This window comes from Nocardioides pakistanensis (assembly GCF_054781215.1).
Window position 1 is genome coordinate 67312 of record NZ_BAAGUV010000024.1, and the last position, 14195, is coordinate 81506.

At 71.4% G+C, this 14195-nt stretch carries 16 protein-coding genes; 10 read left to right on the forward strand and 6 right to left on the reverse strand.

Annotated elements, in window-relative coordinates; genetic code table 11:
• Window positions 1–27 precede the first annotated feature (27 nt).
• The 3 genes from ACYVIH_RS11210 to ACYVIH_RS11220 are packed head-to-tail and all read left to right on the forward strand — an operon-like array spanning window position 28 to window position 2583.
• Complete coding sequence (locus tag ACYVIH_RS11210; protein WP_460869305.1) at window positions 28–1074, forward strand: tocopherol cyclase family protein; 1047 nt, start codon at window positions 28–30, stop codon at window positions 1072–1074.
• The gene (locus tag ACYVIH_RS11215; protein ID WP_460869307.1) at window positions 1071–1901 is read left to right on the forward strand and encodes an LLM class flavin-dependent oxidoreductase; all 831 of its coding nucleotides are present in this window, start codon (window positions 1071–1073) and stop codon (window positions 1899–1901) included. The genes ACYVIH_RS11210 and ACYVIH_RS11215 overlap by 4 nt, the downstream gene beginning before the upstream one ends.
• A gap of 34 nt (window positions 1902–1935) precedes the next feature.
• Window positions 1936–2583 carry a DUF2461 domain-containing protein gene (locus ACYVIH_RS11220; protein ID WP_460869309.1) on the forward strand — a complete coding sequence of 216 codons (648 nt, stop codon included), beginning with the start codon at window positions 1936–1938 and terminating at the stop codon, window positions 2581–2583.
• A 15-nt stretch (window positions 2584–2598) separates the two neighbouring features.
• Here ACYVIH_RS11220 and ACYVIH_RS11225 read toward each other — a convergent pair whose 3' ends face one another.
• On the reverse strand, window positions 2599–3204 hold the full coding sequence (locus tag ACYVIH_RS11225; RefSeq protein WP_460869311.1) for a PAS and ANTAR domain-containing protein: 606 nt from the start codon (window positions 3202–3204) through the stop codon (window positions 2599–2601).
• Between the two features lie 194 nt (window positions 3205–3398).
• Window positions 3399–3845 carry a nuclear transport factor 2 family protein gene (locus tag ACYVIH_RS11230; protein ID WP_460869313.1) on the reverse strand — a complete coding sequence of 149 codons (447 nt, stop codon included), beginning with the start codon at window positions 3843–3845 and terminating at the stop codon, window positions 3399–3401.
• A gap of 142 nt (window positions 3846–3987) precedes the next feature.
• Here ACYVIH_RS11230 and ACYVIH_RS11235 point away from each other — a divergent pair, with 142 nt between their 5' ends.
• Window positions 3988–4446 carry an RrF2 family transcriptional regulator gene (locus tag ACYVIH_RS11235; protein ID WP_460869315.1) on the forward strand — a complete coding sequence of 153 codons (459 nt, stop codon included), beginning with the start codon at window positions 3988–3990 and terminating at the stop codon, window positions 4444–4446.
• A gap of 64 nt (window positions 4447–4510) precedes the next feature.
• Here ACYVIH_RS11235 and ACYVIH_RS11240 read toward each other — a convergent pair whose 3' ends face one another.
• Window positions 4511–5416, reverse strand: coding sequence for a sulfite exporter TauE/SafE family protein (locus ACYVIH_RS11240; protein ID WP_460869317.1), 906 nt, complete (start codon window positions 5414–5416; stop codon window positions 4511–4513).
• A 177-nt stretch (window positions 5417–5593) separates the two neighbouring features.
• Between ACYVIH_RS11240 and ACYVIH_RS11245 the strand changes: the two genes are divergently transcribed.
• From ACYVIH_RS11245 to ACYVIH_RS11255, 3 genes are all read left to right on the forward strand, one after another.
• Complete coding sequence (locus ACYVIH_RS11245) at window positions 5594–6232, forward strand: hypothetical protein (protein WP_460869319.1); 639 nt, start codon at window positions 5594–5596, stop codon at window positions 6230–6232.
• Between the two features lie 143 nt (window positions 6233–6375).
• Window positions 6376–8238: an acyl-CoA dehydrogenase gene (locus tag ACYVIH_RS11250; protein WP_460869321.1), complete on the forward strand. Its 1863-nt coding sequence runs from the start codon at window positions 6376–6378 to the stop codon at window positions 8236–8238.
• Between the two features lie 229 nt (window positions 8239–8467).
• Window positions 8468–8680, forward strand: coding sequence for a DUF6458 family protein (locus ACYVIH_RS11255; RefSeq protein WP_460869323.1), 213 nt, complete (start codon window positions 8468–8470; stop codon window positions 8678–8680).
• A 36-nt stretch (window positions 8681–8716) separates the two neighbouring features.
• Here ACYVIH_RS11255 and ACYVIH_RS11260 read toward each other — a convergent pair whose 3' ends face one another.
• Window positions 8717–8947, reverse strand: coding sequence for a hypothetical protein (locus ACYVIH_RS11260; RefSeq protein WP_460869325.1), 231 nt, complete (start codon window positions 8945–8947; stop codon window positions 8717–8719).
• A 116-nt stretch (window positions 8948–9063) separates the two neighbouring features.
• Window positions 9064–10953 (reverse strand): NHL domain-containing thioredoxin family protein, encoded by a 1890-nt coding sequence (locus tag ACYVIH_RS11265; protein ID WP_460869327.1) that lies wholly within the window; start codon window positions 10951–10953, stop codon window positions 9064–9066.
• Window positions 10954–11080: 127 nt separating this feature from the next.
• Between ACYVIH_RS11265 and ACYVIH_RS11270 the strand changes: the two genes are divergently transcribed.
• Window positions 11081–11506, forward strand: a complete 426-nt coding sequence (locus ACYVIH_RS11270; protein WP_460869329.1) for an SRPBCC family protein — start codon at window positions 11081–11083, stop codon at window positions 11504–11506.
• A 9-nt stretch (window positions 11507–11515) separates the two neighbouring features.
• Here the strand turns inward: ACYVIH_RS11270 and ACYVIH_RS11275 are convergent, their stop codons facing one another.
• Window positions 11516–12199, reverse strand: coding sequence for a GOLPH3/VPS74 family protein (locus ACYVIH_RS11275; RefSeq protein ID WP_460869331.1), 684 nt, complete (start codon window positions 12197–12199; stop codon window positions 11516–11518).
• A 45-nt stretch (window positions 12200–12244) separates the two neighbouring features.
• Between ACYVIH_RS11275 and ACYVIH_RS11280 the strand changes: the two genes are divergently transcribed.
• Together ACYVIH_RS11280 and ACYVIH_RS11285 are read left to right on the forward strand one after the other, a co-directional pair.
• On the forward strand, window positions 12245–13069 hold the full coding sequence (locus ACYVIH_RS11280; RefSeq protein WP_460869333.1) for a maleylpyruvate isomerase family mycothiol-dependent enzyme: 825 nt from the start codon (window positions 12245–12247) through the stop codon (window positions 13067–13069).
• Window positions 13066–13995, forward strand: a complete 930-nt coding sequence (locus ACYVIH_RS11285; protein WP_460869335.1) for an oxidoreductase — start codon at window positions 13066–13068, stop codon at window positions 13993–13995. Before ACYVIH_RS11280 ends, ACYVIH_RS11285 begins: the two co-directional genes overlap by 4 nt.
• Window positions 13996–14195: the final 200 nt, after the last annotated feature.

A 14195-nucleotide genomic window follows, 5' to 3' on the forward strand; every position in this document is an offset into this window, starting at 1 on the left:
CTGAGAGCCGTACGTCGGGCATCGCGCGTGTCCGCACTCGCGGCGCGCTACCGGGCCATCGGAGCCGACCTCCCGTTCGGGGATCCGCTGCGCGCCCACGACGTGGCGATGGAGGGGTACTTCTGGCGGTTCACCGACCCGGCGAGCGGCCGCGTGGTGATCGCGCTGAACGGCGTCAACCGGGGTCCCGGCGGCGACCACTGGTCGACCCTCGGTGTCGCCGCGCACCCGAACGACTTCGTCCGCACCGTCGCCCATCCGGTCGGCTCGGCGTCGCCGACGGGGCTCGGCGCATTCGCCGGCGATGCGTTCCAGGGCACCCGCGACACCCTGCGGGTCGACCTCGGCGAGGACGCGCGGATCGACGCCCGGATCGAGGCACCGGTCCCCTGGCCACGCCGCAGCCTCGGCGGCTCGAGCGTGTTCCAGGCGGTCCCGGGGCTGAACCAGTACTGGCATCCCTGGCTCCTCGGCGGCTCCGCCCGCGGCACCGCGGTCGTGGGCGGGGACACCTGGGACCTCGACGGCTGGGTGGTCTACGGCGAGAAGAACTGGGGGAAGGGCGGCTTCCCGGACTCCTGGTGGTGGGGGCAGGCGCACGGGTTCGCGGAGCCGGCGGTGTGCGTGGCGTTCGCCGGCGGCGAGGTCACCGCCGGGCCGTTGCGTACGACGGTCACCGCGCTCGTCGTACTCCTGCCCGACGGCCGGCTGGTCCGCCTCGGCGACCCGGTCGTCTCGCCGGTGCACGCCGAGGTCTCCGACGACACCTGGCTGCTGCGCGGACGCAGCGCCCGGTGGCGGATCGACGTGGAGGGACACAGCCCGCTCGAGCACGCTCACGTCCTGCCCGTGCCCCTGCCCAGCGAGCGGCGCAACGTCCCCGGCGCGATCGAGCACCTCGGCGCGACGATGACGGTGAGCGTGCGCCACCGCGGCCGGCTCGTCTGGTCGGGCACGTCGACGGTGGCCGCCCTCGAGCACGGCGGGATCGACCGGGCGCGCGACGAGGTGCTCCGCCGCGGCCACGGCCCGGAGTCCGCTGACGCCCCACCGGCCGGGCGAGGCGCTCGATGATCCGCCGGGCCGTGGGGATCCCGAACATCGGCGAGTACGCCGACCCGCGGGTCACGCGCGAGCTGGCCGCGCTCGCCGAGCAGCACGGTTGGGACGGGCTCCTGCTCTGGGACCACCTGGTCTACCCCGGCGAGCCGGTCACCGACCCGCAGGTCGCGATCGCCGCCGCCGCGTCCGCCACCGAGCGGATCACGCTGGGCATCTGCGTGGTGCAGCTCGGCCGGCGCCGGCCCGCCAAGGTCGCCCACGAGATGGCCTCCCTGGACCTGCTCAGCGGCGGCCGGATGGTGCTCGGGGTGGGTCTCGGCTCCCGGGTCGAGGACTTCAGCGGCTTCGGCGACGACCCGGACCCGGTGGTCCGGGGGCGCAAGACCGACGAGGGGCTCGACGTGATCGCCGGGCTCTGGACAGGCGAGCCGTTCAGCTACCGCGGCGAGCACTTCACCGTCGACGACGTGACCTTCCGGCCGCGCCCCGTCCAACGACCGCGGGTCCCGATCTGGGTCGCCGGCACCTGGCCCGCCAAGCCCGGGTTCCGCCGCGCCGCCCGCTGGGACGGGGTCTTCCCGACCTTCCGCGGCATGCCGCACACCGGCAACGCGGCACCCGAGCAGCTGGCCGAGGCCGTGGCGTTCGTCCGCCGGCACCGGGCACCCGACGCCGGACCCCTCGACGTGGTGCTGGAGGGCGTGACACCCGGCGCGCCGCCGCTGGACGAGTACGCCGAGGCGGGACTGACCTGGTGGGTCGAGAAGCTCGGATGGTGGCGCGGCGACCTCGACCACACCCGGCGGCGGATCAAGGACGGACCGCCGGGCGACCGCTGACCTCCCGCGACCGGGCCGTGCCTATTCTCGGCGCATGGCCGAGCACACCGACTTCACCGGGATCCCGGTGGCCGCCCTGGACTTCTACGACGACCTCGAGGTGGACAACAGCAAGTCCTTCTGGGCCGCCCACAAGGCGACCTACGAGACCGCGGTGCGCGGCCCGATGACCGCGCTGGCCCGAGCGCTGGAGGACGAGTTCGGCCAGGCGAAGGTGTTCCGGCCGTACCGCGACGTGCGCTTCGCCAAGGACAAGACGCCCTACAAGACCCACCAGGGCGTCTTCGTCCCGCGCGGCCCCGCGACCGGCTACTACATCGAGGTCGCTGCTCCCGGGGTCCGGGTCGGCGTCGGGTTCTACGAGGCTTCGGGGCCGAGACTGGCCCGGATCCGCGAGGCGATGGCCGACGACCGCCGCGGCGGCGACCTGGAGCGGATCCTGGCCGCACTGACCGGAGCCGGCTGGACGCTGGGCGGCGACCGGCTCAAGACCTCGCCTCGCGGGTACGACGCCGACCACCCGCGGATCGAGCTGCTGCGGCACCGGTCGATGACGCTCGGCAAGAGCTACGGGTTCGAGCCGTTCATCCACACCCCGGACCTGCTCGACCGGGTCAGGTCCGACTGGCGCGAGGCGCGTCCGTTCGTCGAGTGGGTCTGCGACCACGCCGGGCCGGAGTGAGCCCGCGAGGGTTGGTCACACGCCGAGGACCTGGGCCACGACCTTGCGGGCGTCGATCTCGTCGGCGCGCATCTTCTCGAAGGTGTCGAGCAGGGTCTGCGCGAGGTCGCGCACCTTGATGTTGGCGTTCTGCGAGGTGCGCTTGATCAAGTCGAAGGCCTCGTCGGCGCCGATCCCGAGGGTGGCCATCACCATCCCCTTGGCCTGCTCGATCGCGCCTCGGGACTCGGCGGAGCGTCGTACCGCCTCGTCGATGTCGCGCGCGGTCTGGCTGCGCTTGGAGCCGGTGACGTCGACCATGTAGCCGCGCACCTCGAGCAGGTTCCCGTCCTCACCGCGGAAGCCGTCGCCGACCGAGACCACCTGGCGGGTGCGCAGCCGGGCGTCGATGATCCGGTGCCACAGCGCGAACGGCTCGCCGCTGGTGAACGCGTTGAGGATGATCGCGGTGGCGACGGCGGCGTCGTCGGGGTGCTTGTGCGCGACGAGCAGGTCGGTCGTGGGTACGACGTCACCCGGCTCGAACCCGTGGATGCGGAACAGATCGTCGTCCCACCACCACTCCTGGGTGGCGACGGTGTAGCGAAAGGACCCGTAGGGACCGGTGATGACGGTCGTCATGCCGCACAGCCGGAGCGCATCGTCAACTCCTCGTACAGACGGCACGACAGCGGGCGTGCCCCCGGTGGCTCAGCCCGCTCCGGCCGTCAAGCCGGATGGGCTGCCTTCTTCAACCCGCCGATGATTGAAACACGACCGCCGCGCAAACCTGTAACCGGTCCAGATCGGGGACCGGCAGGCGTGACCGCACCGCCTCAGCCCGGCGTGACGGTCGCCATCGCGCGGTCGAACTCCCAGTGCGCCCTGATCGACGTGATCCGGCCCGCCTCGTCGACGCGGTAGACGAAGACGCCCTCGGTGTCGACGCGGGTGCCGTCCTCCAGGACCGTGCTGATCGTGCCGACGTTGGCACAGGAGTCGCCGCCGGCGAACGAGTCGGTGATCGTGAAGTGGAACCGCTGGACGCCGGCGATCGCGAGGTCCCAGAAGGCCGCGATGCCCTCGCGGCCGTGATGACCCTTGCCCTTGGGGTCGAACATCGAGGGGCCGACCGGGTCCTCGACCACGGCGTCGGGCGCGAACAGGTCCAGCCAGTCCTCCTTGACCCCGCGGGCGACGGTCGCGGCGGAGACCTGAGAGGCCCGCCGGGCCGGGTGGTCACTGTCGGGCGCGGTCCAGGTGATGGCGTCGGTCTCGATCACGGTGCCACTCTAGCCGGTGAACTAGAACGTGTTCCAGTGCCTGCCTGCCCGGAGCACGGCGGGTCCGGCGCCTGCGGCGGGGCGGCTGCAGCCGACCCGGCGGAATGTCGAGCGATCCAGTCGATCTGACAGACTTGCGGCCATGCGAGTGTCCGCGAAGACCGACTACGCACTGCGTGCGTTGATCGAGATCGCGACCGAGCACGGAGGGGTGGCGCTCAGCGCCGAGGAGCTCGGCCGCAGGCAGGAGATCCCACGCGGGTTCCTCCAGGCCATCCTCGCCGACCTCCGCCGCGCCGGCATCGTGCGCAGCCAGCGAGGTCAGGCCGGCGGCTGGCGGCTGGCCCGGGCTGCCGACGACGTGACCGTGGCCGACGTGATCAGAGCGGTGGACGGCCCCCTGGTGAGCGTGTACGGCGTCAGGCCGGAGGCGGTGGAGTACAACGACACCGCCCGGGTGCTGCAGCACGTCTGGATCGCCGCCCGCGCCGGCCTGCGCGAGGTCCTGGAGCGGGTCACGATCGCCGCCCTGGTGGAGAAGAGGCTGCCGGACCAGGTCGAGGCTCTCACCCAGGGCGAGGACGCCTGGCTCCCGCACTGACCAGGGCGGGAGGCCCTACGCCAAGGTCGGCCGCCCGCCGCCTGCGCGGGCGCCGGATCACCGGTCAGGCGACGGGCTCGAGGGTGTCGCCGGCCCCGTCGGTGCGCACGGCACGGGCAGCGCGCTCCTGACGCACGGCCAGGCCGATCAGCGCCACCCAGACCACCGCGACCGCCGAGCCGGCCAGCAGCAGGGTCCCACCCGAGGCGCCGAGCGACTCGAGCACCGTCTTGCTGTTGGTGAGCAGGATCAGACCGCCGGCGGCGACGCCGAGCACCCGGGCCGGGAGGTGCCTGACCAGCCAGGCGGCCAGCGGGGCCGCGAACACGCCACCGGCGAGGAGCGCCGCGACGAAGCCGTAGTTGATGCCCGCGCTCCCGAGGGCGAGCAGGAAGCCCAGCGAGCCACCCACCGCGACCACGAACTCCGAGGCGGAGACCGAGCCGACCACCATGCGCGGGGAGAGCCGGCCGGAGGACAGCAGCGAGGTGGTCCCGACCGGGCCCCAGCCGCCACCACCCACCGCGTCGAGCGTGCCGCCGACCAGGCCGAGCGGCACCAGGAACCGTGCCGAGAGCCGCCCCCGGAACTCCGGACGCCGACCTCCGAGGAAGAGGAAGCGCCAGATCACGTACAGGCCGAGCGCGAACAGCAGGCCGGCCACCCACGGCTTGGCGGTCTCCGCGGGCAGGCTGACCAGGAACTGCGCACCGAGGAAGGCGCCGATGCCGCCGGGCAGGGCCATGATCGCGACCGTGCGCCAGTCGACGTTGCCGAACTTGTAGTGGGAGAAGCCCGAGATCAGCGTGGTGCCCACCTCCGCAAGGTGGATCGAGGCCGACGCGGTCGCCGGCGCGATCCCCGCCGCGATCAAGAGGGTCGACGAGGTGACGCCGAACCCCATCCCGAGCGAGCCGTCGACGAGCTGGGCGACGAGGCCGACGACGGCGAGGACGATCAGGTTGCGCATGGGAGGTGGTCCTTCTCGGATGAGGCGGCTCGGACATCGCCCTGGGGCGATCTAACTCTAGTGAGTCACTATACATACGTGAGACGACTGAGATAGGTGACTCACCTCACGGCGATCGCAAAGTCGGGACCTTCGACCCACTGAAAGTCGCGCGTCTTTCATGCGACAGTTGCCGGCATGTCCTTTTTCGGGGGAGCCAAGCGCACCGAGGGCGCACCCCTCCCCTGGTTCCGGGAGCGGCCGCACTGGGCCGTCGGGGTGGCGATCACACTCGCCCTCGGCGTGTTCATGACCCGGATCCTCATCGGTGACGCGCCCAGGGACGCGGTGAGCATGCTCTACATGCTGCCGATCGCGCTGCTCGCGCTCGCCTTCGGCCGCGCAGCCGGCTTCGCCGCCGGGCTCGTCGCCTGCTGCCTGGTCGCCATCTGGGTGGTGGCCCGCGACATCGACCTGTCGTTCGTGGGGTGGACCTCACGACTCGTGCCGTTCCTGCTGCTCGGCGGGCTCCTCGGCGACGCCTCGGACCGGCTCGCGGTCGCGACGGAGCGACAGCGGGCCCTGGAGGCGGCCGCCCAGCGCCAGCGCGACGCCGCCGAGGTCAACGACACGCTGATCCAGGGGATGGCGGCGGCCAAGTGGGCCTTCGAGGCCGGCCGGGTCGAGGCCGGCCTCACGACGCTCACCCAGACGATCGAGCTTGGCCACCAGCTGGTCTCGAAGCTGTTGCGCGAGTCCGACATGGGGCTCGACGGTCACCGCCCGCCGCAGCGAGGCGGCATGGACTCGGTCGCGGGTGACCAGGCTCACCAGTAGCCCGGAGGCCGCTGCGGGGTTGCCTTTATTACTCGCCGGTACGACAATAGGTTACTGACGAGTATGCCCGGGGCTCTCCCCTGCCCGGGACGGATCCGGACCGGACCGCAGAGCGCCGGTACCCCGATATCGAAGGTGGAGCTGTGAGCCACTACAAGAGCAACATCCGCGACATCGAGTTCAACCTCTTCGAGGTGTTCGGCCGCGACGAGATCCTCGGCACCGGCCCCTTCGAGGAGGTCGACGTGGATACCGCGAAGTCGATCCTGGCCGAGGTCGACCGGCTGTCGCGCGAGGACCTTGCCGCGTCGTACGAGGACAGCGACCGCAACCCGCCGGTCTTCGACCCCGAGGCCGGCACCGCGGACATCCCCGAGTCGTTCAAGAAGAGCTACCAGGCCTGGATGGACGCGGAGTACTGGCGTCTGGCCATCCCCGCCGAGCTGGGTGGGCAGCCCGCGCCGTCGAGCCTCAACTGGGCGATCGGCGAGATGATCCTCGGCTCCAACGCGCCGATCTGGATGTACGCCGCCGGCCCGAGCTTCGCCTCCGTGGTGTACCGCAACGGCAACGAGCGCGACAAGCTGATCGCGCAGCACATGGTCGACCGGCAGTGGGGCTCGACCATGGTGCTCACCGAGCCCGACGCCGGCTCCGACGTCGGCGCCGGCCGTTCCAAGGCGATGCTGCAGGAGGACGGCTCCTGGCACATCGAGGGCGTGAAGCGCTTCATCACCTCCGCCGAGCACGACATGAGCGAGAACATCATCCACCTCGTGCTCGCGCGCCCGGTGGGCGTCGAGGGTGCCGGCGGTCCGGGCACCAAGGGCCTCTCGCTGTTCATCGTGCCGAAGTTCCACTTCGACCACGAGACCGGTGAGCTGACCGGCGAGCGCAACGGCGTCTACGTCACCAACGTCGAGAAGAAGATGGGCATCAAGGTGTCCAACACCTGCGAGGTGACCTTCGGCGAGAAGGAGCCCGCCAAGGGCTGGCTGCTCGGCGAGGTGCACGACGGCATCGCGCAGATGTTCCAGGTCATCGAGAACGCCCGGATGATGGTCGGCACCAAGGCCATCGCCACGCTGTCCACCGGCTACCTCAACGCGCTCGAGTTCGCCAAGAGCCGCGTGCAGGGCGCCGACCTCACGCAGGCGGCCGACAAGACCGCACCGCGCGTGACGATCACCCACCACCCCGACGTGCGCCGGTCGCTGATGACCCAGAAGTCGTACGCCGAGGCGCTGCGCGCGCTGGTCATCTACACCGCGACCTGGCAGGACCGGGTCCAGCTGGCCGAGCACAAGGGTGAGCGTGATGAGCTCGCCGAGCGCGTCAACGACCTGCTCCTGCCGATCGTCAAGGGCTACGGCTCCGAGCGTTCCTGGGTGCTGCTCGGCACCGAGTCCCTGCAGACCTTCGGTGGCTCCGGCTTCCTGCAGGAGTACCCGGTCGAGCAGTACGTCCGCGACGCGAAGATCGACACCCTCTACGAGGGCACGACCGCGATCCAGGGCCAGGACCTGTTCTTCCGCAAGATCGTCAAGGACCAGGCCAAGGCCCTCGGCTTCCTCGCCGGCGAGATCGAGAAGTTCGTCTCGAGCGAGGCCGGCAACGGCCGGCTCAAGATCGAGCGCGAGCTGCTCGCCAAGGGCCTCGAGGACGGCCAGGCGATCGTCGGCACGCTGATCAACCAGCTGATGTCGGCCGACCCGAACGCCGAGGGTGGCGACCAGCGCAACATCTACAAGGTCGGCCTCAACACCAGCCGCCTGCTGATGGTGCTCGGCGACATCGTCTCCGCGTGGCTGCTCATGCGTCAGGCCGAGGTCGCGCTCGAGAAGCTGGCCGGTGACGTCAGCGAGAAGGACAAGGCCTTCTACGAGGGCAAGGTCGCTGCGGCGCAGTTCTTCGCGCGCAACGTGCTGCCGAAGATCAGCGCGGAGCGCCACATCGCCGACGCCACCGAGCTGTCGCTGATGGACCTCGCCGAGGAGGCGTTCTGACCTAGGGCCTTCGGCGGCCGACGCACACCGGCGCGACCGCCGTACCGGACCACGCAGGGGCCGTCCCGCCGACCTGGCGGGACGGCCCCTGTGCTCTGTCATCCTTTGCCTGGTTCCAGGATTGGCCGGGCTCCCGGGCGGGTACGCGTCAGGTCAGCCAACGGCGCGGCCCACGAGGCGCGCGCCGCCGAGGCAGCACACGCGCTGCCGCTGAACTCAGGGAGTGAACATGGGCATCGGTTTGGGCGTCGTACTTCTGCTGATCGGTCTGGTCCTGCTGCTGGGCGTGGTCCCCGACGTGCAGTTCGTGGAGGACTACGGGCTCGGCTGGATCTTCGTGATCGTCGGCGCGCTGGCGATCATCCTGGCGCTGGTGATGAACAAGCAGCGGTCCGAGACGCGCCACGTGGAGGAGCGTCGCTACGAGGGTCCGCCTCGGTAACGGTCGGCCATCGGATCGCCGAGCGCCCCGGAGCTCTCAGAGCGCCGGGGCGCTCGTGTGTGTCACCGGCGGCGTCTGCGGGCCTCGGGCTGCCAGGCGCGTGCGGAGCAGGGCGACGACCAGCAGGAGGGTACGACGGGCAACCCGGCCGGTCAGCACGAGCAACGCGACCACCAGCGGCACCAGGACCCGCACCAACCTCGCCGTGACGCGGGCGGCCACCGCGACGCCTCGACCGGTCCGCACGCCGATCTCCTTGCCTGTCATGGCCTCCACGGTAGCCCGCCACGATCGCTCATCTGACCGGTTGTGACATCGGCCGAGCCGATTCCGATGGTCACAAGGGCTCAGCTGAACGATCGTGACGTCGCCGACGCGGCCGGTCAGTGCTCGGAGCGGCCCGACAGCGGGAGCACCAGGCGGGCCGTGCCACCGGCCGCGACGCGCACCGGCACACCCCAGTCCTGCTGGTGCATGTGGCAGGCCGCGCCCTCCCCGCCGTGGGCGTCGCAGGAGGCGGCCCGTGCCGCGATGTGGAGCACGCCGTCGCCGACCGAGGGGTCGATGACGAGCCGGCGGGTCAGGTCGGTGCCGCGACCTTCGCCGTCCTTGAGCAACGCGGGCGGGGTGGCCGAGACGAGGAGCTGTGCCGAGGGTCCGAACCGGTCGTCGACCTTCTGACCGGGTGGCGGCTCGAAGGACACCACCAGCTCGAGCTCGCCGCCGGCCACCTCGGTCACCGGACGCTGGGTCGTGTGCGAGAAGCCGCCGGCCTGCGCGGCTTGACCGAGGCCGACCCGGGTGAGCCGGTGCGCGGTGGACTCGACGACCACGAGGTGATCACCGTCGACGACCGCGCCGCTCGGCTCGGCGAGCTCCGTGGCGATCGTCGACAGCTCGCTGGTCGCCGGGTCGAAGCGGCGGACCGCGCCGTTGTAGGTGTCGCAGACCGCGACCGACCCGTCGGGCAGCACGGTGACCCCGAGCGGGTGCTGCAGCAGCGCCTCGTCACCCGGGCCGTCCCGGAAGCCGAAGTCGAACAGCCCCTTGCCGACCACCGTGTGCACCCGAGCGCCGCTGGTCGAGGCCGCGGAGGTCGAGCCCGCGGTGCCCTGGGCCTGTCGAAGGGTCGAGTCCCCGTAGGTCGAGACCTCGACGTAGCGCAGCGACGAGGTCTCCGAGTCGGCCAGCCACAGCCGGTCGCCGTCGGCGGCCAGCCCCGAGGTCTGCGCGAACCACGCTTCCGGGAGCGGCCCGTCGAGCAGCCCCTCGTTGGTGGTGCCCGCCGCGACGTCGACCTCCCCGGTGAACGGGTCGAAGGTCCACAGCTGGTGGATGCCGGCCATCGCCACCCACACGCGCCCCTGCCACCAGGCGACGTCCCACGGGCTCGACAGGCTGACGGTGCCGTCGCCCTGCATCCACTGCTTCCCGTTGCCGGCGACCGTCCGGACGGTCCCGGTGGCCGTGTCGACGCCGCGGAGCAGGTGGTTCACGGTGTCGGCGACCACGACGTCGTAGCCGACCCGCTCGGCGACCGCGGACGGCAGCAGGGCCAGTCCGTTCGGCTCGTTGAAGGACGCGTGCTCGGCCGGCCCGTCCGCGCGGCCCCGCTCACCCGACCCGATCCGGCGTACGACGGTCGCCGCGTCCTCGTCGAGCTCCACGAGCTGGTGATGTCCGGCGTCGGCGACGAGGAATCCCTTGCCTGCAAGGCGGATCGCCTTGGCGGGAAACTTCAGGTCGCGTGTCGAGGGCTCCGGCGCGACGTAGGGCGAGTCGCCGGGCTGGAGGGTGCCCTTCGCGAGGTGCTCCTCACGGAGCTCGGCCACCAGGGCGTCGATGGCGTGCTCGTGACCCTCCCCGGCGTACTGCGCGACGACGTAGCCCTCCGGGTCGACGAGCACCAGCGTCGGCCAGGCGCGGGCTGTGAAGGCCTGCCAGGTCTCGAGGTCGGGGTCGTCGAGGACGGGGTGGGTGACCTCGTAGCGCTCGACGGCCGCGGCGAGTGCATCCGGGTCGGCCTCGTGCACGAACTTCGGCGAGTGCACCCCCACGACGACGAGCTCACCGTCGTACTTCTCCTCCAGCGGGCGAAGCTCGTCGAGGACGTGCAGACAGTTCACGCAGCAGAAGGTCCAGAAGTCCAGGAGGAGGAAGCGCCCACGGAAGTCGGTCATCGAGTACGACCTGCCGCCGGTGTTGAGCCAGCCGCGGCCACGGAGCTCGGGGGCGCGGACGCGAGGACGAGGACCGTCGTTGCGGGGAGTCACCGCGCAATCCTCTCAACCGTCGCCAACCGACCGCTCGCGAGTCCACGACAGGGTCGATCGCCCCTGGAGGGAGCGACGAGGGCGTGCCTAGCGTGGAGATGACGAAGACCCAAGGGAGATGAGCGCCATGAGCATCCAGAGGAGCTACCACATCGAGGCGCCGGTCGAGAAGGTGTTCGGTTTCTTCAGCAACCCCGACGAGTGGAAGGAACTCGGGTTGATGGATGTCCACGACATCCACAAGACCCAGGACGGTGTCGGCACCCACTTCGAGTGGGACATGAAGGTTGCCGGGCTCCGCTTCCACGCCTTCGACGTGCTGACCGACGTCGTTCCCAACAAGCACATCACCGAGCGGTCATCGGTGTCGATGTTCGGGAAGTGGGATTACGACTTCGAGCCTGAGGGGACCGGGACGAAGGTGACCTTCACGATCCAGCCGCAGTCGTTCTGGCGGATCCCGCCGCTGGAGAAGCTGGTGGGGATGGGCATCGCCCGGATGGGTGAGACCACCGTGCCGCGGTTCCGGCAGAAGCTCGAGGCCGTCGCCTGACCGAAGACCTCAGGAGCTGCCGGAGGCGACGGCGCCGGCCATCACCGCAGTCATGATCGCCGCCATCATGTCGTCGATCGCGCGTCGGACGGCCGCCGAACCCCAGTTGCCCTCGGCAATCTGCTTGGCACGCGCGTTCAGCTCCTTCTTGGCGACCCCGATCTCGTCCGGGTCCACGACCTTGGGCACCGCGCGCAACGCGTTCAACAGGGAGACCAGTGCGGCGACCCGGTCGTCGTCGGTGGCACCCACACGAAGCGCGTGGACCAGCCGGACCCTGACCGCGTCCTCGTGCGCCGCGTCCTGCGCGGGCCACTGCTGGGTGGGGAAGACACCGAGCACCTTGCCGCTCTCGGAGCGCAGGATGCCCCGGTCGGCGAGCCGCTCGTAGAGCCGTTTGCGCAGCCCCTTGCCGAGCGGCGTGACCACCGCCTGCGGCTTCTTCCCCTGCTTGTCGACCACGATGCGCAGGGCGTCGTCGAGCAGCGCGTCGGAGGTCGGGCCGGCGTCGCGGACCACGAGCCTGCCGGCGCGCACGTCCTCGCCCTCGGCAGCGAGGTCGACGCGCTCCATCAGGGTCAGCTCGACCAGCATCGCCCCGCCGAGAGCGACGTCGACCTCGGTCGACGAGGCCACCAGCTTGCCGGTGTCGTCCCTGGTGAGCAGGAGCAGCAGGTCCTCCGCGATCAGCATGAGATCGACGATAGACCGCCGACGGCCATGTCCTACGCTTCGGCCATGACTTCGGACCGGGAACGTCTCAGCGGTTACGTCGAGTCCTGGCGCAGCGCCGTCGACGACGTCGTCAGCCTCCTGCGCAGCCTCGACGACGAGGACTGGTCACGCCCGACCGACCTGCCGGGCTGGGACGTGAAGGGCATCGCCTGCCACCTGGCGCACCTGGAGTCCGACCTCGCCGGCGTGAAGCAGAAGCGGGTGGAGGTGCCGCAAGGCGCTCACCTGACCGCGCCGACGTCGGTGTTCACCGAGATGGGCCTGGTCGCCCGCGCCGACATGACCGGCCCGGAGGTCACCGACGAGCTGGAGGAGGCCGCGCGGGTGCGCCACGAGCGGCTCCTCGCCGACCCGCCCACCGACGGCAAGGCCGACCCGCCCCGCACCCCCGGCAAGATCGGCTGGGACTGGGAGACGCTGCTGAGCAACCGCGTGGTCGACGTGTGGATGCACGAGCAGGACATCCGGCGCGCCGTCGGCCGGCCCGGTGGGATGAACACCCCCGGTGCGGCGCACACAGTTGCCACGTTCACGCGCGCGTTCCCGTTCGTGGTCGGCAAGGTCGTGGCTCCGCCCGCCGGTACGACGGTCGTGCTCGATGTCACGGGGGTCAGCCCGGTGCACCTCGCCGTGGAGATGAACGAGTCCGGGCGCGCCGTACCCGTCACCGACGAGCCGGGCGACCCGACCGTGGTCCTGCGGATGGACGTGGAGACGTTCGTGATCCTCGCCGGCGGCCGTCGCCCGGCCGACCAGGTGCCGGTCGAGATCGCCGGGGACGACGAGCTCGCTCGGAAGGTGCTCGCCGCGATGGCGGTCACCCCGTGAGCGCACACCAGTGGACCCTCGACGACATCCCCGACCTGGCAGGCAAGCGAGCGCTGGTCACCGGGGTGACCAGCGGGCTCGGTGAGCACGTGGTGCTCGAGCTCGCCCGCAAGGGAGCGCTCGTCGTGATGGCGGCCCGCTCGGAGGAGAAGCTCACCGCCGCCGTGGCCGACGTGAAGCGGATGCTGCCCTCGGCCTCGCTGTCCCCGCTGCTGATGGACCTCGCCGACCTGGGTTCGATCCGCCGGGCGGTCGAGGAGTCCGGGCGGCTCGGGCCGCTCGACATCCTGATCAACAACGCCGGCGTCATGGCCACGCCGTACCGTCGTACCGTCGACGGCTTCGAGCTGCAGTTCGGCACCAACCACCTCGGTCACTTCGCGTTGACCGGCCTGCTGTGGCCGCAGCTCGTCGAGTCTCGCGCCGCCCGCGTGGTCACCGTGGCGTCCCAGGCGCACCGGATGGCGCGCACCGTGCCGCTGGAGGATCCGCGTCATCCCACCGGGCGCTACCAGAAGTGGAAGGCGTACGCCGAGTCGAAGCTCGCCAACCTGCTGTTCGCGTTCGAGCTGGAGCGCCGGGCGCGGGCCCGCGGCTGTCCGGTGCAGTCGATGGCGGCGCACCCCGGGTACGCCGCGACGAACCTGTTCCAGGGCATGAACCTGGAAGGAACCACCGCCGACGGGGCGATCGCCGTCGGCGCGACCCGGCTGCTGGGTCAACCGTCGGACATCGCAGCGCAGCCCTCGTTGATGGCGGCGACCATGCCCGGCCTGCCGGGCGGCAGCTACACCGGGCCGCGGGGCTACGCGGAGATGCGCGGACTGCCGACCGTGGTGACCGCCTCCCGCGTCGCCCGCGACGAGGACCTCGCGCGGCAGCTGTGGGAGGTCTCCGAGCAGGCCACCGGCGTCCGCTTCCCCTGACCCGCGGTGCGATCCCGGTCCCCGGCGCGACCCTGGGCCGCGGGGGCGGCGCGGGGCGGCGGCGCGGGTGGCGCTGGGCGGCGCGGCGCGGGCGGCGCTGGGCGGCGCGGCGCGGGCGGCGCTGGGCGGCGCGGCGCGGGCGGCGCTGGGCGGCGCGGCGCGGGCGGCGCTGGGCGGCGCGGCGCGGGCGGCGCTGGGCG